Genomic DNA, 23,175 nt, shown 5'->3' on the forward strand with positions numbered 1-23,175 from the left:
TGGAATTAGTTGATTATTGAGTTTTCTCTGCGATGAATTTTTCTACAACTGCTTCAATTTCTGCTGCTGTTGGTAGAGAAAGCGCTTCTTCAGCCATCGCTTTAACTTCTGTGAAGTTAGAGTTACGGATAACTTTCTTCACTTTAGGGATAGAAATACCGCTCATTGAGAACTCATCTAGGCCCATACCTAGTAGAAGTAGCGTTGCACGCTCGTCACCTGCAAGCTCACCACACATACCAGTCCATTTGCCTTCAGCGTGAGAAGCATTGATAACCTGCTTGATCACTGTTAGTACTGCTGGAGATAGTGGGTTGTATAGGTGAGAGATCATCTCGTTACCACGGTCTACTGCTAGTGTGTACTGAGTAAGGTCGTTAGTACCGATTGAGAAGAATGCTACTTCTTTCGCTAGGTGGTGCGCGATAGCTGCTGCTGCAGGTGTCTCAACCATTACACCGATTTCGATGTTTTCGTCGAATGCTAGACCTTCAGCGCGAAGTTCAGCTTTGTACTCTTCGATTGCATTCTTCAGTTCACGGATCTCTTCAACAGAGATGATCATTGGGAACATGATGCGAAGCTTACCGTGTGCAGATGCACGTAGGATACCGCGTAGTTGGTCACGAAGGATCTCACGACGGTCTAAGCTGATACGTACTGCGCGCCAGCCTAGGAATGGGTTCATCTCTTGTGGAAGGTCCATATAAGGAAGATCTTTATCACCACCGATGTCCATAGTACGGATGATGACCGACTCACCGCTCATTGCTTCAGCAACTTCTTTGTACGCTTGGTACTGCTCTTCTTCAGTTGGAAGTGCATCACGGTCCATAAATAGGAATTCAGTACGGTACAGACCAACGCCTTCACCACCGTTACGGATGATGCCGTCACAGTCTTTTACAGTACCGATGTTACCGCACACTTCTACACGGTGACCGTCTAGAGTTTCAGCGTGTAGGTCTTTTAGCTTAGCCAGTTCTTCTTTCTCAGCAACGAATGCCGCTTTTACTGCTTTCGCTTCTTCTAGCTCTGCTTCAGATGGGTTGATAACGATCTTGTTGTTCATCGCATCAAGAATCAGCATGTCGCCATTCTTAACGCGCGATGTGATGTCGTTAGTACCAACGATAGCAGGAAGTTCAAGTGAACGAGCCATGATTGAAGTGTGAGAAGTACGACCGCCGATGTCACAAGCAAAACCAAGAACGTAGTCTAGGTTGATCTGTGCCGTTTCAGATGGCGTTAGGTCGTAAGCCACTAGGATAACTTCTTCATTGATATCGCTTAGAGAAACAATGTTGATGCCTAGTGCATTTTTAACGAAACGTGTACCGATATCACGGATGTCAGTTGCACGTTCCTTTAGGTATTCGTCGTCTAGAGATTCTAGAGCAGCTGCTTGCTCTTCGATAACAGTATAAATCGCGTTATCAGCGTGCATCTTGTCTTTTTTGATTAGTGCTAGGATTTCTTCCTCTAGCTCTTCGTCTTCAAGAAGCATGATGTGACCTTCAAAGATCGCTTCTTTTTCTTCACCGAAAGTCTCAAGTGCTTTTTGCTTAACAACTTCTAGTTGAGCTGAAGATTTGTTACGAGCGTCAAAGAAACGCTGAACTTCTGCTTCAACTTGGTCTTCAGTGATAGTGTTAGTGTTTAGAACGATTTCATCTTCTTGAAGTAGTAGTGCTTTACCGATAGCAATACCAGGAGATGCTAGGATGCCTGAAATCATAGCCTTACCTTAAATTGGTCAACTTTAAAAACGGGAGAATAATGAGTGCGCTAACGAATATTTGTAGCTTATATTTTGGCCTATTTCCAACAAAGCCATTTTGCTTTCACAAAATGGCTTTGATAATAGGAGACCGAATTAGTGTAGTTGGTCCATTAGAGCAACTAGGTGGTCTACAGCTTGTTGAGCTTGAGGGCCCTCAGCTGAGATAGAAACTACTGTACCTTTAACTAGGCCAAGAGTTTGTAGCTTGAAAAGGCTCTTAGCGCTAGCGCTTTTACCGTTAGAAGTCACAGTGATGTCCGCGTCGAATGCTTTAGCTTCTTTAACGAACTGTGCAGCTGGACGAGTGTGAAGACCGTTTTCTGCAGTGATTTCTACTTGCTTCTCGTACATGTTATATACCCCAATTGATTTATTTTTTGATAGTTTCTTAACCAGAACTAGCTTAACTCCAAATATTATATTCTGCTAGATGCAGAACGTTCATTTCGTGTCAGAACTGATACTGGTTGTAAATTATTCAATCGCGATTCTAGTCTATGCTTTCTTTCGCCATTGATAGAAATTCTTATTTAGCTCTTTATTTTGAAGCTAGAAATAAAACAGCCCTGATATTACCAAAGGTGAGGCAGGGATCAACAAAAAAGCCCCTGAATGGGGCTTTTTTAGGCGAAAAATTGATTTGACACCGTATTACTGTTGGTTCTCTTTCTCAGTAAAGATGCCAGCAAATAGGGCTGTACTTAGGTAACGTTCACCTGAGCTAGGAAGGACAGTTACAATAGTTTTTCCTGCAAATTCAGGTAGTTCCGCCAAGCGGTTTGCAGCTACAACTGCAGCGCCTGATGAGATGCCCGCTAGAATACCTTCTTCTTCCATTAGGCGACGAGCCATCTCAATCGCTTCATCAGAAGAAACGGCTTCTACGCGGTCTACAACTTCTAAATCTAGGTTGCCAGGGATGAAACCTGCGCCAATACCTTGGATTTTGTGCGGAGCTGGTTGAATTTCTTCACCTGCTAGTGCTTGAGCAATTACTGGAGACTCAGCTGGCTCTACGGCAACTGAAACAATGTTCTTGCCTTTCTCGCCTTTAATGTAACGGCTTGTACCTGTGATAGTACCACCGGTACCAACACCTGCGACGAATACATCGATTTCGCCTTCAGTTGCTTCCCAAATCTCAGGACCAGTCGTCTTTTCATGGATTTGTGGGTTAGCAGGGTTGTTGAACTGTTGTAGTAGTAGGAATTTTTCAGGGTTGCTAGCAACGATTTCTTCCGCTTTAGCAATTGCGCCTTTCATACCTTTTGCCGCTTCTGTTAGCTCAAGGTTAGCACCAAGGGCTTTAAGTAGCTTACGACGCTCAAGGCTCATCGATTCAGGCATTGTTAGCGTTAGTTTGTAACCACGAGCTGCTGCAACGAACGCAAGTGCAACACCAGTGTTACCACTTGTTGGCTCTACAAGTTCTACGCCTGGCTTAAGAGTGCCTGCCTTTTCCGCTTCCCAAATCATGTTTGCGCCGATACGACACTTAACACTGAAGCTTGGGTTACGTGCTTCTATTTTTGCCAGAACTTTACCGTTGCTGACTTTGTTAAGGCGTACTAGAGGAGTGTTACCAATAGTTTGAGAGTTGTCTTCGTAGATTTTGCTCATGGTGTAATCCTTCATCTGATTAAGTGCTTACTTAAATCAACACTATAGGGGATAAGTAAGCTTATGTTCTATATATGACGATTATGTCTGTCTGCTTAGAAGGTTATGGTAGGAATCAGGCCGAGAAAAGGATTAAAAAGTTATATGATATGAATTCAGACGAAGCGCACATAATTATATGCGCTTCGCTTTAGGGGGATAAGTTAATTATGTTGACTCTTAAACTCGTTTACCCACATTGACGTTGCGCCACAAACGGCAACAGGCATAACAATCAAGTTGAGCACTGGAATGGTTGTGAACACAGAAACGAGCATTCCAAACCCATACGCCTTGCCTTGTTTTTGTTTCAAACTGTAACGCATGTCATTAAAGGTGACTTTGTGATTATCAAATGGGTAGTCACAGTACTGAATCGCCAAAATCCAAGCAGTAAAAACAAACCACAGGATAGGGCCGACGGTTTGACCTAAAGCGGGGATTAACAGCAACAAGAATAAACCTATAGCTTTCGGCAGAACGTAGACAAGTTTGCGCCATTCGCGAGCTAAAATACGTGGCGTATCTTTAATCACCGCCAGCATTCCATCTTCATTCACTTTCTTTTGGGTTAAGTGCTCTTCCACTTTCTCTGCGAGTAACCCGTTAAATGGCGCAGCGATAAAGTTCGCCAATGTACTAAAGAAGTAAGAGAAGGTTGCCAAGATAGTTAGAACTAATAAAGGCCATAGTAAGTAACTGAGCCAAGAGAGAAAGTCAGGTAACTGACCCATTAACTGCTCAATCCAAATATTGAGGTTTGAGAAAAGATAAAACAGCGCTCCGCCAACAAGAATGATATTGGCAAGCAGTGGCATTAGAACAAATTGACGAATGCCAGGAGTGAGTGCGAGTTCAATGCCATGAAAGAAATATCCAAAGCCGGAACGTTGTTGCAAATGTGTTTTCATAATCATTACTAGTGGTGTAAAAACGAACGCTTTCTATCTTAACAAGAAAAAAGCGTGTTCAAAATCACAACATTAAAGGAACTTCTAACATTAAGTTGTTCTAAAACAGGGGAGAGTTTTGGTAGAGTAACTCATAGTAAGGTTAAAACAGATTTGATATGAGTTATGTTAATTAGCTGATATCGAGCAAATGAGAGCTAAAAATGCAGGAACTGCGATTTGTACTCATAATTGTCGGAGCATTGGCGATTGCCGCTTTATTGTTCCACGGATTATGGACAAGTAAAAAAGAAGGGAAGGCCAAGTTTGGCAATAAACCGCTTGGCAAGTTGGATGTCGACAATGATGGCACGGACGTAGTACCTGAACGAGCGTTTGCTCCAGAAGATGATTTTGAAATCATCAAGAAAGAGCGTAAAGAGCCTGGCTTTGTTGAGCAAGAGGAAATGGCTGCCGATCCGTTGATCGATAGTTACCCAGCTCCTGAAGCTCCAGAAACACAAGCGTACTCAGAAAAAGCGACTGTTGCTGAAAAAGAGCAAGAAATTGAACTTGAGGTCCCATCATTCTCAACTAAGTCGCTTGATGAGGTGGAAGAAATTGCGCCTGTAGTTGCTGAGCCTGTGATTGAAGAGCCAGTTGCGGAGCCAGAACCAGAAGTTGAGCAAGAAGTTCCATTGGAAGTGATTGTTCTAAACGTTCATTGCGCGGGAGATGAATCATTTGTTGGCACTAAGCTCTTTGATAGCATGCAGCAAAATGGTTTGATCTATGGTGAAATGGATATTTTCCACCGTCACGCAGATCTTTCAGGAACTGGTAAAGTGTTATTTAGTGTCGCGAATATGATGCAGCCTGGTACATTGAAGCATGATGATCCCGCTGAATTTACCACCAAAGGCATCTCATTCTTTATGACCATGCCATGTTTTGGTGACGCAGAGCAGAACTTCAAGTTAATGCTCAGGACTGCTCAGCAGATAGCAGATGATTTGGGTGCTAATGTTCTTGATGACGCAAGAAATCTAATGACGCCAAATCGATTGGACAGTTATCGAGCGCAAATTCAGCAGTTTAAAGCGGCTCAACAAGCTTAAGCCAACTTAACTAATTTAGAAGGCTCCTTTTAGGAGCCTTTTTTCGATCACGATAGAGTTGCGAACAGTGATGGGGATGTTCATACTCCCATTTTCAAACTCAGATGATTTAACTAATCACCTCGCATTAAAGAAATAATAGAGTTAGCCATGTCGATAGAGATTCAAGAAAAGCTTAATCAGCTACGTGAAACGCTCCACTACCACGGAGTGAAATACTACGTTGAAGACAGTCCGGAAATTCCAGATGCCGAGTATGACCGCTTAATGCGCGAGCTTATGGCGCTTGAATCTCAGCACCCAGAGCTAATGAGTATAGATTCACCAAGTCAACGTGTTGGTGGTACACCTTTAGATGGTTTTGGCTCAGTAAAGCATGAGATCCCAATGCTATCGCTTGATAATGCGTTTGATGATGGTGAGTTAGAAAGCTTCCACAAACGCATGAGAGATCGCATTGCGGGGGCGACATTTGACGTATTTTGCTGTGAACCCAAACTTGATGGTTTAGCGGTAAGTCTTTTATATGAAAACGGTGTGCTAGTTCAGGCGGCAACGCGAGGTGATGGCGCAACAGGTGAAAACATTACCGAGAATGTTCGTACGATTAAAGCGATCCCACTGAAGCTACAAGGTGAAGGTTGGCCAGCGCGTATTGAAGTGCGTGGTGAAGTGTTTATGCCTAAAGCGGGTTTTGACAAACTTAATGAGCTAGCGCTGAAAAAAGGGGACAAGGTTTTTGTTAACCCTCGTAATGCAGCCGCTGGTAGCTTACGCCAGTTAGATTCTCGAATTACCGCAACACGTCCATTGAGTTTTTATGCTTACAGCGTTGGTGTCGTTGAGGGGGCGGAACTTTCCTCTAGCCATTATGAGCGCTTCCTACAGCTCAAAGGCTGGGGGCTACCAATGTGCCCAGAGACGAAACGTGTTTCTAGCCTTGATGAAGTCAAAGCGTACTATCAAGATATCCTCGAACGCCGTGAGTCACTAGCGTATGAAATCGATGGTGTGGTGATTAAAGTTGACGATATTGCACTCCAAGAACAGCTTGGCTTTGTCGCTAGAGCGCCTCGTTGGGCTATTGCTTATAAGTTCCCTGCGCAAGAAGAGATTACCTTACTTAATGATGTCGAGTTTCAAGTGGGACGCACTGGTGCAATTACACCGGTAGCGAAACTAGAGCCAGTATTCGTTGGTGGTGTGACTGTGAGTAACGCAACGTTGCACAATGCCGATGAAATAGAGCGTCTTGGTGTTATGGTTGGCGATACGGTTGTTATCCGCCGCGCGGGCGATGTGATTCCTCAGATTGTGTCGGTTGTTAATGAGCGTCGCCCAGATACCGCTCGTGAGATCGTATTCCCTGAGAATTGCCCTGTATGTAAATCTCAAGTTGAACGTGTTGAAGGTGAAGCGGTAGCACGTTGTTCTGGTGGTCTTGTCTGTCAAGCACAGCGCAAAGAAGCTCTTAAGCACTTTGTTTCTCGTAAGGCACTTGATGTGGATGGCTTGGGTGAGAAGGTGATTGAGCAGCTTGTTGATCGTGAAATGGTCGAAACGCCAGCCGATCTGTTTAAGCTCTCTGCAGGTATTATTACTGTACTAGACCGCATGGGGCCAAAATCTGCACAAAATGTAGTTGATGCGCTAAACAAGTCAAAAGAAACTACGTTGCCTCGTTTCCTATATTCATTGGGTATCCGTGAAGTCGGGGAAGCGACAGCTGCAAACCTTGCTCAACACTTTAAAACCTTGGATGCAGTTAAAATGGCAACTCATGAAGCCTTGGTTGAAGTTCAAGATATAGGCGAGATTGTCGCGAATCATATCACCGCGTTCTTTGCTCAAGAAAAGAACCTTACCGTGATTGATGATCTTGTGCTGCAAGGCGTTCACTGGCCAGATATCGAAGAGAAAGATGACAGCACTCCACAGCCATTAGCAGGTAAGACAGTTGTTCTTACTGGTTCTTTGTCGCAATTGACACGTAGTGATGCTAAAGCTGCGTTGCAAAATTTAGGTGCGAAAGTGACGGGGAGTGTGTCTAAGAAGACTGACATTCTTTTTGCCGGTGAAAATGCTGGCTCTAAACTGGCAAAAGCGCAAGAACTAGGCATCGAAATACGAAGTGAAGAAGACTTAATTTCCCTTATGTAACCTTCTGTTTTGATGAAAAAGCCACCACTGAGGTGGCTTTTTTTATATCTGGAATAATGTCTGATTTTTGACCTTCATATCATGGGATATGCTTCTGTGATTGATCTCTTATTCATGAGTAAAACGTAATTTATCAAATAAAAAATGCGAGTCACTTCAAGTTGGTTTATCTTTTTTGTTTTGTAACCTTCTGTTTTTATGTGGTTTTTATGTTTTATGGCTATTTGGTGGCGTAAAATGGAGATCTGGATCACTGGAATTATAAAAGTTTGTAGCGGGTCATATTTTTTTATATGGAAATTAAGTTCTGGTTGATGTTTTTCGATGCGAAGTTAGTCTGAGAAGCATGGATACACCGCGTGTATGCAGGAAAAAGAAAATTGAAGTTCATGATGAGTTTTGGTTTTCAACATAGGAAATGCTTTCTCCCTTCGGCGGCCAACTTAAGGTGAGAAAAAATAATAAGACAGCTATATCCATTTTTAGGAGTTTATTCCATGGACAAAATGTTTAAACGTACTCTTCTGGGTGCAACTATCGCACTAGCGTCATCAGGCGTAATGGCAAAACAAGTAGGTATCAACTCAGATTTCACAGTTGAAGTTTACGGTGTTGCAGCAATCTCGCTTGTAAACTACAACACAACAGATAACGATCTAGCAGATAGCTCAACGGGCATTGACCAAGGCTATGTTGTAGAAAACGAATCACGAATCGGTTTCCGTGCTCATAAAGATATGTTTGAAAACTTTAAAATCACGATGCAAATCGAATCAGGATACGTAGATAACACTGATTGGGGCCATGGTGGCGTTTCTGGTGGTGTGCTAGGTTTCCGCGATACATACATTGGAGCTTCAGGTGACTGGGGTAACCTACGTGTAGGTCGTGTTCTGACTCCAACTTACGAATTGATTGACTGGCCATTCTCTAACCCAGGTCTAGGCTCTGTATTTGACTGGGGCGGCATTAACGCTCATTACGACCGTCAATCTAACCAGATTCGTTACGACTCTGCGAAGATGGGCGGCTTCTCGTTTGCTGCTTCTGTTGGTCGTGATGATGGTGCCAATGGTGGTGGTTTAGAGACAACCAAGGATTCGACATTTGTAAGTGCGAACGCTAAATACAGCTTTGACAAAGTGACTTTAATGGCTGGTGTTGAAACCGGTAGCGATTTCCGTAAAGTTGAAAACCAAGATAACTTAACTTATTTATTCGGCGCAGAGGCAAGTCTACCAGGTGGCTTTGGTCTAGCAGCAGCTTATAAAGTTGAAGAGCTTGATAATTTTGAAGGAATTATTGGTGCGAATGTTGATCAAGCTTCTTACTCTATTGTTGGTCAATACTGGAATGGCCCTCTAGGTATTAAGTTAGGCTATGCTGCTAACGAAGATGCTAAGTTAAATGGTATGAAAGTTGAAGACACAGACTCCAATACAGTTTCGCTTCAAGTTATGGGTGTAATTGATGGCTTCGTACCATACGTTCGTGTAGCTGGCCGTACGTTAGGTTCACTTGATACTGATATCGTAACTCGCTTCGGTCTTGAGTACGGCTTCTAAGATTACTTAACAAATCGTTCATATTTGTGATAGTGATGAGTATAAAACGCTGGCTTTATGTCAGCGTTTTTTATAATAATTTAGTAACTAAAAAAAGTTGCCAACCCGTCATGTAGTGAGGTAGATGTATATGCAAAAAATGGGTGTTGTATTAGTGAGCTTTGCTCTTGGAGCTTGCTCATCATTAGATGCAAACAGTGATTTTATTGATGCAATTGATACTGTAAAAGATCGAAAGAATTTTGTGGAAGTTATTGCAAAGGATTACTCGCCTTCATTTAAGACTATTAATGGCGCTGATATTATGAGGTCAGGGCTAATTTTAACAGCAAACTTCCCTAAAGCTGATGCAAAAGTACCAGAGTCAAATGTATATTTTGAAGTAAGCTATTTTCAAACCCATGATGAATATACCTCAGTGAGTTATGGTGGTTCGACTTATCCACTTAAAGCAGAGAAGGAAAACTTCCAAAACTGCAATGAGCATTGTACTACGACACAGTATGTTAGTTTTCCCATAGATATTGATGAAATTGAGCAGGCTGCAGATAAAGGTCTAGACTTCACACTTTCATCATCGGGTAAAGGGATGGTGACAGAATTTGAAATCCCTGCAGGTTATTTTAATGCAGTCGTTGAAGAAGCTGAAAGGTACACTGTATCTCAACCTGCGGTAGTTGCTGCACCTGTTGTGGTTGCAAAGGCCCCAGTAGAAGAAGCCTCCAAATCAGTCCAAATGACAGAATATTGGTATCAAGAAGCAAGTAGTGAAGTTAAGTCTGAGTTTGCAGACTGGGCATTCGAAAATCGTAAAGGGCAGGTATCTGAATTTGGCAGTGCTGAACAAAGTGCACAAATGCTTGAATATTGGTTTAGTAAGTCTAGTGAATCGGAGAGAAAACAAATTATTAAATGGTTACTAGAACAATAACCGTATAGTAAGAAACCTCTACCAAAGTAGAGGCTTTTTACTTTTTGAATGTTAATTTCAGTGTACAATTTTACCACCGCTGTGTTTGCAAATAACAACTGGAATATATTTTATGTCTCCAGACTCAAGTTCACAGGTTACATTTGGACCCGTGGCAGAGTGGCCCGGTTGGCTTGCAAATGTTGCGCTTGATACTAGAGCTAAAATCAGAATTGCTAGAAATCTCATAATTATGTCCTCATCAAAGTAAAAGTTCATCTCTATAAGAGATACGTTTAGTATGATAAGTGACCGATAAAGATCACAAATAATTACAAGAAATCAAAATTTTCCATTATAAATAAGTGACGAGATTTATATCAGGCGCTCTTATATACTTCTGATTTTGAAGGGTGTTTTAATAATGGGCTTATGATTAAAACGTTTAACTCGGTAAGTTTTCTCTGAGTATGCAGTTACTTAATTTTGCGAATTAAATCTTAAATTAATAGTATTATCAGCCAGTTAAGTATTTTAACTGACTGATAATAGTCATGTGGTGGAATTTAAAGTGTGAACTCTAACTTTTGTGCGGTTCTATAGTTAAAATAATTCCTTTTACTTGGGTTATTTGTGCCAATTCACCTGCGGTAATAAAGCTATCTGACTGTGCACTCCAAGTAGTATCGCCCACTTTAATTCGTCCTTTACCAACTGGAAAGTCTTCTTCAAGGCGGATAGTTTGGCCAATTAGCTGCTTACTCTTTTGGTTGAGCTCTCGGCTAGCGTCACCTTGCTTATCTTTTTTAAACTGCTTACGCCACCACAACCAAGTTGTGGCAAGTGAAAATGCGCCAAATGATACCCATTGAAGCTGCCAACTCATAGGGATAAACGTGAGTAGCGCCCCAACGATAAGTGCGGATAAACCTAGCCATAGAAAGTAGCCAGCAGTGCCAAGCAACTCTAGTGCTAGCAAAGCAAGGCCGAAAGCTAACCAGTGCCAGTGATTAATACTGTCTAATAATTCAATCAAATTGACCTCTACTCACTCTTATCATTCGAGTGCTTAAACATTTCGGCGATGCCCGCGACTGATCCCATTAAGCCGGTAGCTTCCAGCGGTAGCATGATAATTTTACCATTCTCAGCCTGGCCGATTGATTTAATAGCATCGGTATAGCCCTGCGCAATAAAGTAGTTCACAGCTTGCATGTCGCCTTTCGCAATAGCCTCAGAAACCATGGTAGTCGCACGTGCTTCGGCTTCTGCCGCACGCTCACGAGCTTCTGCTTGAAGTATAGCGGCTTGCTTATCACCTTCTGCCTTTAAAATCTCTGATTGTTTGTGGCCTTCCGCGCGTAGGATCTCTGCTTGTCGAACACCTTCAGCCTCAAGTACTTCCGCTCGTTTATTACGCTCTGCTTTCATCTGCGCGTTCATCGCAGCGGTTAAATCTGCTGGTGGTTGAACATCTTTAATCTCAATACGAGTAACTTTCACACCCCATGGGTTGGTTGCTTCATCGACAATAGACAGCAGCTTAGTGTTGATCATGTCGCGCTGGCTAAGCATCTCATCTAATTCCATTGAGCCGAGTACAGTACGAATGTTTGTCAGGGTTAAATTACGAATCGCGTGCTCAAGGTCGTTGACTTCATAGGCTGCTTGAGCGGCATCGATGACTTGAACAAAACAAACGGCATCAATGGTGACATTTGCGTTGTCTTTTGAAATTACCTCTTGGGCTGGAATGTCTAAGACTCGTTCCATCATGTTGATTTTATGACCAATACTATCAATAAATGGAATGATAATGTTGAGACCCGGTTTTAATGTATGAGTGTAGCGACCAAATCTTTCGACGGTCCAATTATTACCTTGAGGGACGGTTTTGACGGCGGCAAAGATCAGCGCAACCGCTACGACGAGGAAAACACCAATTGTAATCAATGAATCAATAGCCATATCTGAAGTTCCTTATGAGAATAGTTGACTAATTGTTGCTTAATTGCTCAATTGAAACAATGGTATAAATGAGAACTCTGGCATATTTCAGGCAGAATAAAAGCCGGATAAACCGGCTTTAAGTAATTGATTTAGAAGAGTCTAATAAAGAACAGAGTAAAGTTGACGACGGTATTTACCTGCTACTGGGTTGCCTTGTCCTAATGCCGCGAGGATATCCATAAATGATTTCTTTAGCTCGCCATCAAGCGCATTAAGATCAGACTTAAGAAGGTTCCAAAGTAACTCTAATGCTTCTTCGTCACGATTGACTTGGTGATAGCTCAAAGCAAGCTTGTTGATGAGTTCGATGCTATCGGGCTCTTGCTCTAGTGAAGCTTCAAGAAATTGGATTTCTGGGCTGTTAGCCGCTTGTGCATGTAACTCTAACTTAGCGACTAGACCTTTATAGTAATTGTCTTGGTATTCTAGTGGGATGTGCTCTAGCAAGGCTTTTGCTTGATCAAAACTTTGCGTTTCAAGGTAGCAATCTGCAAGGGCAAGTTTAATGTCGCCTTTCTGTTTTAAAGCGTCTTCTAATCCTTCGAGAAGGGGTAAAGCTTGGGCGTGCTGACCAGCCTGAATTAATTCACTAACTTGCTTTAAGGTAAGCTCATCTTGGCTAGGTAAATGCTTGGTTAGCATCTCTTTTATCGCTTCAATCGTTTGTGGTCCACCCATGCCATCGACCGCTTGGCCGTTGAGAAATAGGGCAATTGTTGGCAAGGCTTGAACACCAAACTGACTTGCAATCGCCTGCTCTTGTTCACAGTTGAGTAAAGCGAGAGTAAACGCGCCATTGTATTGCTGAGCGAGCATTTGTAGATCTGGAATGATTTGCGCACCTTCTTGGCTCATTGGGGCCCAAAAATGGATGAGCACAGGCGTTTGCATTGAGCCTTCCAGGACTTGACGGAAGTTCTGTTCATTTAGCTCGACAATAAAAGGTGATTGCATCTGAGTTTTCCTTGCAACGTGGTCTATACAGCAAAGATATGGGCAGAGAGATAAGACTTCAAGATAAGTTATTGAACAATGTCATGATGATAAACAAAAATACCGCCAAATAAGGCGGTATTTTTGTTTCCCGAAAGGGCAAGCGAAGGTGTCTATAAAACGATAAACAACGTTAGCGCAACACCGACACTCAGCCAGTTTAACTGGTTTAATGACATATTATTATTCCGAATGTAGCGCTTAAATCTATTGGTTAGGGTATGCCCTAATGGTTAATTTAACGTCTTATTGTTACGGAATAATTACAAACATACATTTTGTTTTACGCGGCTTGTCTCAATATCTTATCTAGTAGCCTAGTTGGTAAGAGTCGCTTTAAAACAGCAAATACCTTGGTTGGCGTTGTGATTCTATAGCGTATCTTTGGTTTAGGGGACTCCAACGCATCAATCAATGGTGCGATGCAGGACTCAGCGGGTAACACAAATGCATTGTTGGATTTATCTTTGTCTAGGCGCGCCATTTGTTGATGGTATTGAGCTTCATGTGCGCTCCCCTCAACGGAAATCCAGCGTTGGAAGGCGAGTAAAGCATTGGCGCGAAATTGTGTTTCAATAGGGCCTGGCTCAATTAGGCTTATATGGATATTTGTGTCCATTAGCTCTAATCGCAATGTATCTGTCCATCCCTCAATAGCAAACTTTGAAGCATTATAAGCTCCACGATATTTCATCGCTGCAAATCCCAATACTGAGCTATTTTGCACAATGCGCCCATGGCCTTGCTTTCGCATTGTTGGTAGTAGTGAACATACCAATTGATGCCAACCAAAAAAATTGGTTTCAAACTGCTCTCTAAGCCCGTCTGTAGGGAGATCTTCGAGTGCACCTGGCTGGCCATATGCTCCGTTGTTAAACAGCGCATCTAGCTTTCCATTGGTAAGGCGTAGCGTCTCAGTTACCCCTTGCTCAATGCTGTCTGGGTTCGCTAGATCTAGCTGTATACAGGTTAAACCCTCAGATTGCAGTCTCTGCACATCTTGTTGTTGTCGGCAAGAAGCGATGACTTGGTAGCCTCGCTTATGTAACGCGTGGGCACAGGCGTAACCGATACCTGTTGAACATCCGGTAATGAGAATAGATTTGTTCATTTTGAGCGAGAAAAGTTATCCATAAGACGGACTAGGTTACTGGATTATTCATGGTGTTGTAATAGGTTTTTTAACGCGGGTTCAATGCGTGAGTAACTAAAGTGGAAACCAAGTTCTGTCAGTTTCTTCGGTTTAGCTCGAATGCTATCAAACAGTAAGACTGAGCTTTCACCCATCGCAAGAGACATGATCCATTTTGGCGTTTTGAGAATATGAGGTCGCTTGAGTGTCTTGGCTAAGGTTTGGCTAAACTGCTTATTGGTGACGGGGTGGGGAGCACAGAGATTAAACTCACCATGTGCATGAGGTGTGTCGAGGAGATAGATGATACCGCGCACCATATCTAGCATGTGGATCCACGGCATATATTGGTCACCTTGCCCAAGAGGACCACCAAGTCCGAGACGGTATGGAGGCAGCATCTTATTTAGTGCCCCTCCCTGCGGTGCTAAGACAACCCCTGTTCTTAGTAAGCAGACACGGGTCATTTCAGAGCGTGCACGATTGGCAATCTGCTCCCACTTCGCGCATACCTCATGAGGAAAGCCTAGGTCACTCACATGCAGTGTTTCATCAAAAGGATGTTCTTGTTGGTCACCATAGTAGCCCACCGCTGAGCCACTAATAAATACTTCAGGAGGCGTGGTGCTTGCGTGAATAAGCGCCACTAAATTCTCAGTCAGTTTCCAGCGACTATTACAGATAGTGAGCTTTTGTTTCTTTGTCCAACGTTTATCAGCAATCGGTTCGCCAGCTAAGTTAATGACGGCATCAAAATCATTCAGATGGTTAAATTGGTCAAGATCAGAAATATAGGTGACATTTCCCATGTCTGTGTGACTGAGGGCGCGTTTGGCCGCTTGAGGGTTTCGAGTGAGTAACACCACTTCATGAGTGGTTAAATGTTTTAATAGCTCTCGCCCGATAAACCCTGTTCCACCTGTCAGCAATACCTTCATTTGAATCTCTTTCACTCCGTTAGAATCGGTTTTTATGCCACCGTTAGTCTTTAACCATAGCCAACTATTGTTACTAATTATAGCGACTTAGCGCCAAACGTGATCACATGTAGCAATATCACATAATTCACATTTGGTTACATTTGTCATGCGCTATGTCGCTGCTATCACATTCGAAAGGCGAATTGTTTGCCATGCTTAGATTATACGGAGCGCTAAGACTAAGTAAGGACAACTAATGGAAGCAATGACCGCGCTGCTAAAAGCGCTTTTTGGTAGCTTACGTGATTTGATGCCAATTATTCTTGTGATTGCGTTCTTTCAGCTCATTGTTTTGCAAGAGCCCCTGCCCAATTTAGTCTCGATTCTATTAGGACTCTTGCTTGTCGTATTCGGTTTAACCTTTTTTATTTTTGGCTTAGAGATGGGGCTATTTCCTATCGGGGAAAGTATGGCCCAAGCGTTTGCACGTAAAGGCAGTGTTTTTTGGTTACTGATCTTCGCATTCTGTTTGGGTTTCGGCACTACGGTGGCTGAACCAGCTTTAACTGCCGTCGCTGGCGAGGCGGCTGAAGTGGCAGCGGAAGGTGGGATGATCGCGAACGATGTGCTTGCGATGGAAGAGTATGCCAATGGTCTTCGCTACACTGTAGCACTGTCAGTTGGCATTGCGATTTTGTTAGGCGTGCTGAGAATCCTTAAAGGCTGGCCGATACAGTACATGATCATCGGCGGTTATATCGGTGTCGTTATACTTACTATGTTCGCTCCGCCTAGCATCATTGGTGTTGCGTATGATTCAGGTGGCGTCACCACATCGACGATTACCGTCCCTCTAGTGACAGCGCTTGGGGTCGGGCTGGCTTCTGCGATTAAAGGACGCAATCCAATGATTGATGGGTTTGGTTTGATCGCTTTCGCTTCTTTATTGCCGATGATGTTTGTCATGGTGTACGGGATGGTGGTGGCATGATCGCGTGGAGTCATTTTGCTGAGATATTCATTGATACGGTTAGCGATGTTGTGCCGATCGCGAGCATCATTTTTGGTTTCCAGTTTGCTGTATTAAGAAAACCGATTGCCAACCCTGCCAAGGTGATGTTGGGCTTTTTTTACGTGATCCTCGGCTTATCCCTGTTTCTTATTGGTCTTGATCTCGCTTTGTTTCCACTCGGTGAGATGATGGCATCTCAACTCACAGCGCCAAACTTCATTAAGCAATTTCAGCTTTCGCTAGGGGCCGACTTTGAGTGGTTTGATTACTACTGGGTTTACCTTTTCGCCTTTTTTATTGGTTTTAGTACCACCATTGCTGAGCCATCGTTAATTGCCGTAGCTCTAAAAGCCAATCAGGTATCCGGTGGCAGTATCAGTGTCAATGGACTACGAATAGCCGTCGCGCTTGGGGTTGCTTTTGGTATCTCGCTCGGGAGCTATCGGATTGTGGTTGGCGATCCTATTCATTACTACATCATTTTCGGTTACGTAATTGTAGTTATTCAAACCTTTTATGCTCCCAAGCTCATTATTCCATTGGCCTACGACTCTGGTGGGGTCACGACTTCGACTGTTACTGTGCCTTTAGTCGCGGCATTAGGTTTAGGGCTTGCCTCTACGGTTCCGGGTCGTAATCCAATGATTGATGGTTTTGGCTTGATTGCGTTTGCGAGTTTATTTCCAATGATTTCCGTTATGGGGTACGCGCAAATAACGCAGTGGCTCAATAAAGAAACAAAACGTGAGGATGAAGAAAATGCGCTTTAAATTGCTATTGGCCTTCGTTGAAGACAGCAAAACAGACGCGGTACTGACTGCAGCAAGAGATGCAGGTGCTACCGGGGCAACAGTGATTAACAATGCTCGAGGCGAAGGGCTCAATCAGAAGAAAACCTTCTTTGGCCTGACGTTAGAGGTACAAAAGGATGTGCTTTTGTTCGTAGTGGAAGAGCATTTATCTCGTCATATTCTAGAAACTATCAGTGATGTAGGCGAGTTTGATCAAGAGTCGGGGCAAGGAATCGCAATACAAATTGATATTGAAGATGCCGTTGGCGTAGCACACCAAGTCGAGAAGTTAACCAAAGTGGTTGAGGATGAATTATGAATCAGCAAACGAAAGTCCGTGTTCGGGATGTTATGGCCAATACTTATGTGATTATTGATGGCTTAACAACGGTTAAAGAGGGAATTCACTTAGCGCGAGAGCACGGGGTTAAAGCGCTGGTGGTCAATAAGCGCTGTGATGATGACGAATATGGTTTAGTTCTAATGAATGATATCGCGAAAAAGGTACTCGCTCAAAACCGCTCTCCGGAACGGACTAACATTTACGAAATTATGACCAAACCTGCGCTAAGCGTTGAGCCTGAGATGAACGTCAAGTATTGCGCACGATTGTTTGAACGATTTGGTATTAGTCGAGCGCCTGTGATTGAACAAGGAAAAGTCATCGGTATGGTCAGTTACAATAATATCGTCATTAACGGCATGGCTAGGGATGACTAATCGACAAAGTGTGCGTAGAATTTCCTGATTAATTTTGAGGAGATGATGTCGTGAAACTCTTTTTTGCCTCTGATCTACATGGCTGTTTGCCTGCAACTGAAAAAGTACTGGCTGAATATAAAAAATCTGGCGCTGAGACGTTGGTTATTTTAGGTGATGTGCTTAACCACGGCCCACGTAACCCTGTGCCGGAAGGATACAACCCACCAGCGGTTAGTGAGCTTCTCAACCAATATGCTGACCAGATCATTGCTGTACGTGGTAACTGCGACAGCGAAGTTGACCAGATGCTGCTCTCGTTTCCTATGATGATGGATTATGCTTGGGTGATGCTACCTTCTGGGCAGCGTTTGTTCTTAACTCATGGCCATCTCTATAATTCCAATAAGCGACCACCATTGAAACAAGGTGATGTCATTGTTCATGGGCACACGCATATCCCAGTTGCAGAGTTGGATAATGGTCAGTTTATTTTTAACCCAGGTTCGATTACTTTCCCGCGCGATGGGTACGCCGCGAGTTATGGTTTGCTAGAAGACAACCAACTTAGCGTGGTTACTTTTGACGGTGAAGTGCTAGCACAAACGTCACTCAGCTAGTTGAATGGCAGGCAGCCTTGCTTGGCTGCCATAATTTTGAGGGCGATGAGATAGGTTACTTACTATCCGAATGGCCGAGATCTCTTTCCGGATCAATTTCATCTCTTACGCGTTGCTTTAGAACTTTTGCTTCAGGAAAGCCGCCATCCTGTTTTCGCTCCCAAATCATCTTCCCATTGCAGTGGATTTCGAATCTCCCCCCAGTGTCAGGATGTAGTGAGACAGTTTCGATTTCTTCGCTAAACGTGTGCAATAGCTCTTGTGTTAACCAAGTTGAGCGTAGCATCCAGTTACACTGGCGACAGTAATAAATATCAATTTTGGCTTTTTCCATTTCATCCTCTTCAGACTAATAATTTAACGCCAACCGCGAATGTGAGAACTTCAAAACAGGTTTTTATTACCTTGTTACTATAACGTGTCGTAAGGTAGGCGCCAAGGCTACCGCCTAAAAATGAACCCAGTAGCAACACAGGTAACCAAGGCCAGTAAATAGGGGCACCAGCTTGGGCAACAGCGATGCCGCCAATCCCATTCCAGAATAGACCAACGCATAGCATGGTCAGGGCAACCGCTTGTTTATAGCTGTATCCAAACCAGCGGACAAGAAACAAAGTAACCAGCAAACCAGAACCGGCGGTTAACGATCCATTGATCACCCCGATCAGCATCAGTCCTATCCCACCTATAAACCAACCCAGTGGATCACGGTGAGATTGAACTTCTTCTTGGCCAAGTTGCTTTTTGAGGCGAGAGTAGATACCCAGCGCCAAAATCATTATCCCAAGCATTTTTTGAGCAAGGTCTTCTGGAATGAGAAGGACAATGTTGGCACCGATCACGACGCCAATGCTACCCACGCAAATTAAGTAGACGGCAACGCCAACTGAGAAGCTTTTATTTTTGATATGCGCGTATGCCGCGCCAAGCCCAAGAGCAACACTGGCGATTTTATGCGTCGCCAAAGCGACCGAAAAAGGTAAACCAAAGAAAATCAGTAGCGGAAACTGCAGCAATCCCGCACCACCACCAGAGAGTGAAGCGAGTGTATTAGCTAGCAATGAACCAAGAAATAGGGCGAAGGTATTAATCCAATCCATGATACTAAGAAAAAGAAAGGGGCTTCATGCCCCTTTAATTGAATTTAGTTACTGAAAAGTACGCTAGAGCCGTGACTCAGACTGGTCAGTAATAAGGTCTTTTCATTGACGATATCGATGCGGCGGCTTTGCTGCGCATCCATCTTAAAGATCTGAGTGATGAGCTTAAGCTGCGCTTCAGTAAAGTCTTTGCTTTGTGCAGAGGAGACATCTTTGAACTCAGTTGGAGAGACCAACAGGTAGTTGTCGCTAATGTCCCAATCACCGGTTTCAGAGATGTTAATAACACTCTCAGCAGACTGATCATCATTGGCGTATAAACGAACTGTGGCGACACGGATATACGTATTGTTCGGCAAATACTTCACGTTAGAAGAGACATCTACTTTACGTAGTGGACCAACCGACTCTTCCTGAAGTGGTGCTGTAATGACGGTAACCATCTTTGATTGCCACTCATGAGAAGTAATGACTTGCTCAACTTTTAAGTCGCTACCCCAATATAGCCATCCACTAAACAGTGCTGAAAAAACAAGTAGGCCTGCTGCAATTTTCTGATTCATTGTGATGCTTCCTATTGGCAAACTTTACTTAGATCTTCTTGTTCAGCGAAGATGCGTAGTGTGATGTTTTGACCGGAATGATCTAACGAGTGAATGTAGTTCAGCACCAGTTGATTATTCTGACCTCCGGTTGCAATCACTTCAATTGGCGCAACGTCATCCAAGTGTGTCTCATTGTATTTTTTCACACACTGCTTAATTGAAGGGTACCACTGAGTTAAGTCTGGGTGGTTGATTGGCGTTTTCACTGGAGTATTGCCAAATACACCCAATTCACGGAATTCAGATTCTGCAGGATTAGTAAATAACACAACACATAATGGTAGGAATAAAGCCAATGCCAAGAACAACTTAGATGTCAGGCTCCAAGCTTGACGCGGGGCTGGCTGTTCCACTGATTTTGCTGGCTGCGATTCTTCAACCTGAGGGCTAACTGGTGCCTCTGCGACTGTATCAGTATCAATGATATCGACAATTTCAACGTCATCTGTCGCGACGTTTTCTTCAATATCAGACTCGCCACTCATTAACGGAGTAGTACGTTCTACAGTACAAATTAGCTGATAACCACGCTTTGGCACGGTTTTCACAAACATTGGAGATTTAGTGGAATCTTTAAGGAGCTTTCGTAGCGTCGAAATTGCTTGTGTTAGGCTTGAGTCATCAACCTCAAAGCCTTGCTTGCGCCAAACGAAATCATGCAGATCGTTTCGGGAGACAATTTCACTCGGTTTTTCACACAGTAGCAGAAGAATACGGCTCTCGTTGCTTCCTAAGCGAATAAGCTCATTATCGGTTTCCTTATCGATAAGAGAGTTTGTATTCGGGTCAAAAGTGAATCTGTTTGCAAGATTAAACTTAGTACCTATATTACTCATCAATCATTGGCCATTTTTTGTAAGGGTTTCAGAAGGTCGTACTTGCCCAGTACTAACTATCACTTGTGCAAAAAGTGACTAGTTTAGAAATTTTGATTTTTTAGAGGTGCAAGGATAGTCAAAATAAAACCAAAAAAACACTGTTTTTATGCTTATTGACCTTGAATTTACATTTGTCACCCTCATGTTAACTGACAGATTTCGGCCAATTACAAATTCTTACTATGAATGTATTGGCTTGATAAGTATAGAACTTATGGAGTTATCATGAGCGAAACTGCAACACATAACAAAGAAACTCGTGGCTTTCAGTCAGAAGTAAAACAACTACTTCATTTAATGATTCATTCTCTTTACTCCAACAAAGAGATCTTTCTTCGCGAGCTAATTTCGAATGCGTCTGATGCTTCTGACAAACTGCGTTTTCAAGCATTGTCTAATTCGGATCTTTATCAAGGCGACGCCGAGTTAGGTGTAAAGCTCTCTTTTGATGAGACATCGAACACTCTAACGATTTCAGACAATGGCATCGGTATGAGCCGTGAAGACGTTATTGAGCACCTAGGTACTATTGCTAAATCGGGTACTGCTGATTTCTTCTCTAAATTATCTGAAGACCAATCTAAAGACTCTCAACTGATTGGTCAATTTGGTGTTGGCTTTTATTCTGCCTTTATTGTTGCTGATGCAGTGACGGTTCGCACTCGTGCAGCAGGTCTTGCCTCAGAACAGGGCGTGCAATGGCACTCTGCTGGTGAAGGCGAGTACACGATTGAAGATGTGACAAAAGAATCACGCGGTACGGATATCATTCTTCATATGCGTGAAGAAGGTAAAGAGTTCCTAAATGAATGGCGTCTGCGTGAAGTGATCAGCAAGTATTCTGATCACATTGGCATCCCTGTTTCAATTCAGACTGCTGAACGCGATGAAGAAGGCAAAGAGACAGGTACTAAAAAGTGGGAGCAAATCAATAAAGCTCAAGCACTATGGACTCGTAATAAATCAGATATCGCTGAAGAAGAGTACCAAGAGTTTTATAAACATGTTTCACACGACTTTGCTGATCCACTTGTATGGAGCCATAACCGTGTAGAAGGCAAGAACGACTACACAAGCTTGCTTTACATCCCATCTCAAGCGCCTTGGGATATGATGAACCGAGACCACAAATCAGGTCTAAAGCTTTATGTACAGCGTGTATTCATCATGGATGACGCTGAGCAGTTTATGCCATCGTACCTACGCTTTGTTCGCGGCTTGATAGATTCAAATGATCTTCCATTGAATGTTTCTCGTGAGATCCTGCAAGACAATAAGGTGACTCAGTCGCTGCGTGGTGCGTGCACTAAGCGTGTTCTGACTATGCTTGAGCGCATGGCTAAGAATGATGAAGAGAAATATCAAACCTTCTGGAAGCAGTTTGGCCTAGTAATGAAAGAAGGCCCTGCTGAAGACATGAGCAATAAAGAGAAGATTGCAGGTCTTCTACGCTTTGCTTCTACTGAAGTGGATTCTGCGGATCAGACTGTTGACCTAGCCTCTTATGTTGAGCGCATGAAAGAAGGCCAAGATAAGATCTACTACCTAACAGCGGACAGCTATGCAGCGGCAAAAAACAGCCCTCACCTAGAGCAATTTAAAGCCAAAGGTATCGAGGTTGTTCTAATGTACGATCGTATTGATGAGTACGTGATGAACTACCTAACTGAGTTTGATGGTAAGCTGTTCCAGTCCATTACGAAAGCTGGTCTTGATCTCAGCAAGTTTGAAGACGAAGCGGAAAAAGAGAAGCAGAAAGAGACTGAAGAAGAGTTTAAGTCTGTGGTTGAACGTACCAAAGAATATTTGGGTGACCGCGTTAAAGAAGTTCGTACGACATTCAAACTGGCAAGTACACCAGCGGTTGTTGTTACTGATGACTTTGAGATGGGAACTCAGATGGCGAAGCTTCTAGAGGCAGCAGGTCAAGCGGCTCCTGAGGTCAAGTACATCTTTGAAATCAATCCAGAGCACGCTTTAGTTAAGCAAATGGCAGATGAAGCAGATGAACAAGCGTTTGGTCGCTGGGTCGAGGTTTTACTGGGCCAAGCTATGCTGGCTGAGCGTGGTTCAATCGAAGATCCATCTCAGTTCTTAGGCGCAATCAATACGCTTTTGACTAAGGGCTAATAGCTCATTTGATACAAAAAGCTCGCATCTTGCGGGCTTTTTGATTTATTTGCGCTTATCGTGAATAAAATTGCGTGAAAGAGTCGGGAGTGTGAGTGTTTAAGCATTCTTTAGTCGTAAACCGCGCTTTGGTTTTAAATTGTATGGTAGAATGCAATCTTGAAACCAAGTGAACAGGCGTGTAATGTGCACGCCTGTTT

Annotated in this window: 23 protein-coding genes; 10 read left to right on the forward strand and 13 right to left on the reverse strand. The window is 43.2% G+C overall.

Annotation, left to right across the window (positions count from 1 at the left end):
- Positions 1-13: 13 nt before the first annotated feature.
- The 4 genes from ptsI to cysZ form a co-directional block, all read right to left on the reverse strand.
- The gene (gene ptsI / locus ACHUFZ_RS13955; RefSeq protein WP_394127625.1) at positions 14-1,738 is read right to left on the reverse strand and encodes a phosphoenolpyruvate-protein phosphotransferase PtsI; all 1,725 of its coding nucleotides are present in this window, start codon (positions 1,736-1,738) and stop codon (positions 14-16) included.
- A 138-nt stretch (positions 1,739-1,876) separates the two neighbouring features.
- Positions 1,877-2,134: an HPr family phosphocarrier protein gene (locus ACHUFZ_RS13960; RefSeq protein WP_004415108.1), complete on the reverse strand. Its 258-nt coding sequence runs from the start codon at positions 2,132-2,134 to the stop codon at positions 1,877-1,879.
- Positions 2,135-2,434: 300 nt separating this feature from the next.
- Positions 2,435-3,403, reverse strand: a complete 969-nt coding sequence (cysK, locus tag ACHUFZ_RS13965) for a cysteine synthase A (RefSeq protein ID WP_394127626.1) — start codon at positions 3,401-3,403, stop codon at positions 2,435-2,437.
- 203 nt (positions 3,404-3,606) lie between these two features.
- Positions 3,607-4,353, reverse strand: coding sequence for a sulfate transporter CysZ (gene cysZ, locus ACHUFZ_RS13970; RefSeq protein WP_394127627.1), 747 nt, complete (start codon positions 4,351-4,353; stop codon positions 3,607-3,609).
- 203 nt (positions 4,354-4,556) lie between these two features.
- Between cysZ and zipA the strand changes: the two genes are divergently transcribed.
- The 4 genes from zipA to ACHUFZ_RS13990 all read left to right on the forward strand — a co-directional run bounded on the left by zipA (position 4,557) and on the right by ACHUFZ_RS13990 (position 10,106).
- Positions 4,557-5,450: a cell division protein ZipA gene (gene zipA / locus ACHUFZ_RS13975; RefSeq protein WP_394127628.1), complete on the forward strand. Its 894-nt coding sequence runs from the start codon at positions 4,557-4,559 to the stop codon at positions 5,448-5,450.
- A 150-nt stretch (positions 5,451-5,600) separates the two neighbouring features.
- Entirely contained in the window at positions 5,601-7,610 is a 2,010-nt protein-coding gene (gene ligA, locus ACHUFZ_RS13980; protein ID WP_394127629.1) for an NAD-dependent DNA ligase LigA, read from the forward strand.
- 497 nt (positions 7,611-8,107) lie between these two features.
- Complete coding sequence (locus tag ACHUFZ_RS13985; RefSeq protein WP_394127630.1) at positions 8,108-9,175, forward strand: porin; 1,068 nt, start codon at positions 8,108-8,110, stop codon at positions 9,173-9,175.
- Between the two features lie 130 nt (positions 9,176-9,305).
- A complete protein-coding gene (locus ACHUFZ_RS13990) occupies positions 9,306-10,106 on the forward strand; it encodes a hypothetical protein (protein WP_394127631.1) in 801 nt (266 codons plus the stop codon).
- Between the two features lie 559 nt (positions 10,107-10,665).
- Here the strand turns inward: ACHUFZ_RS13990 and ACHUFZ_RS13995 are convergent.
- The 5 genes from ACHUFZ_RS13995 to ACHUFZ_RS14015 form a co-directional block, all read right to left on the reverse strand.
- Positions 10,666-11,121: an NfeD family protein gene (locus tag ACHUFZ_RS13995; RefSeq protein WP_394127632.1), complete on the reverse strand. Its 456-nt coding sequence runs from the start codon at positions 11,119-11,121 to the stop codon at positions 10,666-10,668.
- A gap of 8 nt (positions 11,122-11,129) precedes the next feature.
- Positions 11,130-12,053 (reverse strand): SPFH domain-containing protein, encoded by a 924-nt coding sequence (locus ACHUFZ_RS14000; RefSeq protein ID WP_394127633.1) that lies wholly within the window; start codon positions 12,051-12,053, stop codon positions 11,130-11,132.
- 141 nt (positions 12,054-12,194) lie between these two features.
- Positions 12,195-13,049, reverse strand: coding sequence for a co-chaperone YbbN (locus ACHUFZ_RS14005; RefSeq protein ID WP_394127634.1), 855 nt, complete (start codon positions 13,047-13,049; stop codon positions 12,195-12,197).
- 322 nt (positions 13,050-13,371) lie between these two features.
- Complete coding sequence (locus ACHUFZ_RS14010; protein ID WP_394127635.1) at positions 13,372-14,199, reverse strand: SDR family oxidoreductase; 828 nt, start codon at positions 14,197-14,199, stop codon at positions 13,372-13,374.
- Between the two features lie 44 nt (positions 14,200-14,243).
- Positions 14,244-15,158 carry a TIGR01777 family oxidoreductase gene (locus ACHUFZ_RS14015; RefSeq protein WP_394127636.1) on the reverse strand — a complete coding sequence of 305 codons (915 nt, stop codon included), beginning with the start codon at positions 15,156-15,158 and terminating at the stop codon, positions 14,244-14,246.
- Positions 15,159-15,396: 238 nt separating this feature from the next.
- Here ACHUFZ_RS14015 and ACHUFZ_RS14020 point away from each other — a divergent pair, with 238 nt between their 5' ends.
- The 5 genes from ACHUFZ_RS14020 to yfcE are packed head-to-tail and all read left to right on the forward strand — an operon-like array spanning position 15,397 to position 18,262.
- Positions 15,397-16,131: a DUF1538 family protein gene (locus tag ACHUFZ_RS14020; protein ID WP_394127637.1), complete on the forward strand. Its 735-nt coding sequence runs from the start codon at positions 15,397-15,399 to the stop codon at positions 16,129-16,131.
- Entirely contained in the window at positions 16,128-16,922 is a 795-nt protein-coding gene (locus ACHUFZ_RS14025; RefSeq protein WP_394127638.1) for a DUF1538 domain-containing protein, read from the forward strand. Before ACHUFZ_RS14020 ends, ACHUFZ_RS14025 begins: the two co-directional genes overlap by 4 nt.
- The gene (locus ACHUFZ_RS14030) at positions 16,912-17,262 is read left to right on the forward strand and encodes a P-II family nitrogen regulator (RefSeq protein ID WP_134836235.1); all 351 of its coding nucleotides are present in this window, start codon (positions 16,912-16,914) and stop codon (positions 17,260-17,262) included. Before ACHUFZ_RS14025 ends, ACHUFZ_RS14030 begins: the two co-directional genes overlap by 11 nt.
- On the forward strand, positions 17,259-17,663 hold the full coding sequence (locus ACHUFZ_RS14035; protein WP_394127639.1) for a CBS domain-containing protein: 405 nt from the start codon (positions 17,259-17,261) through the stop codon (positions 17,661-17,663). Before ACHUFZ_RS14030 ends, ACHUFZ_RS14035 begins: the two co-directional genes overlap by 4 nt.
- A 50-nt stretch (positions 17,664-17,713) precedes the next feature.
- Complete coding sequence (gene yfcE / locus ACHUFZ_RS14040; RefSeq protein WP_394127640.1) at positions 17,714-18,262, forward strand: phosphodiesterase; 549 nt, start codon at positions 17,714-17,716, stop codon at positions 18,260-18,262.
- Positions 18,263-18,317: 55 nt separating this feature from the next.
- Here yfcE and ACHUFZ_RS14045 read toward each other — a convergent pair whose 3' ends face one another.
- Genes ACHUFZ_RS14045 through ACHUFZ_RS14060 form a run of 4 tightly spaced genes read right to left on the reverse strand, consistent with a single transcriptional unit; the run spans position 18,318 to position 20,803 of the window.
- The gene (locus ACHUFZ_RS14045) at positions 18,318-18,596 is read right to left on the reverse strand and encodes an Rdx family protein (RefSeq protein ID WP_394127641.1); all 279 of its coding nucleotides are present in this window, start codon (positions 18,594-18,596) and stop codon (positions 18,318-18,320) included.
- Positions 18,597-18,606: 10 nt separating this feature from the next.
- Positions 18,607-19,362, reverse strand: coding sequence for a sulfite exporter TauE/SafE family protein (locus ACHUFZ_RS14050; protein ID WP_394127642.1), 756 nt, complete (start codon positions 19,360-19,362; stop codon positions 18,607-18,609).
- Positions 19,363-19,406: 44 nt separating this feature from the next.
- Positions 19,407-19,925: a regulatory protein ToxS gene (locus ACHUFZ_RS14055; protein WP_394127643.1), complete on the reverse strand. Its 519-nt coding sequence runs from the start codon at positions 19,923-19,925 to the stop codon at positions 19,407-19,409.
- Between the two features lie 11 nt (positions 19,926-19,936).
- Positions 19,937-20,803: a winged helix-turn-helix domain-containing protein gene (locus ACHUFZ_RS14060; protein WP_394127644.1), complete on the reverse strand. Its 867-nt coding sequence runs from the start codon at positions 20,801-20,803 to the stop codon at positions 19,937-19,939.
- Between the two features lie 267 nt (positions 20,804-21,070).
- Between ACHUFZ_RS14060 and htpG the strand changes: the two genes are divergently transcribed.
- On the forward strand, positions 21,071-22,975 hold the full coding sequence (gene htpG / locus ACHUFZ_RS14065; RefSeq protein ID WP_394127645.1) for a molecular chaperone HtpG: 1,905 nt from the start codon (positions 21,071-21,073) through the stop codon (positions 22,973-22,975).
- The last annotated feature ends 200 nt before the right edge of the window (positions 22,976-23,175 follow it).

The sequence above is a fragment of the Vibrio hepatarius genome (assembly GCF_043642085.1).
GTDB lineage: Bacteria > Pseudomonadota > Gammaproteobacteria > Enterobacterales > Vibrionaceae > Vibrio > Vibrio hepatarius_C.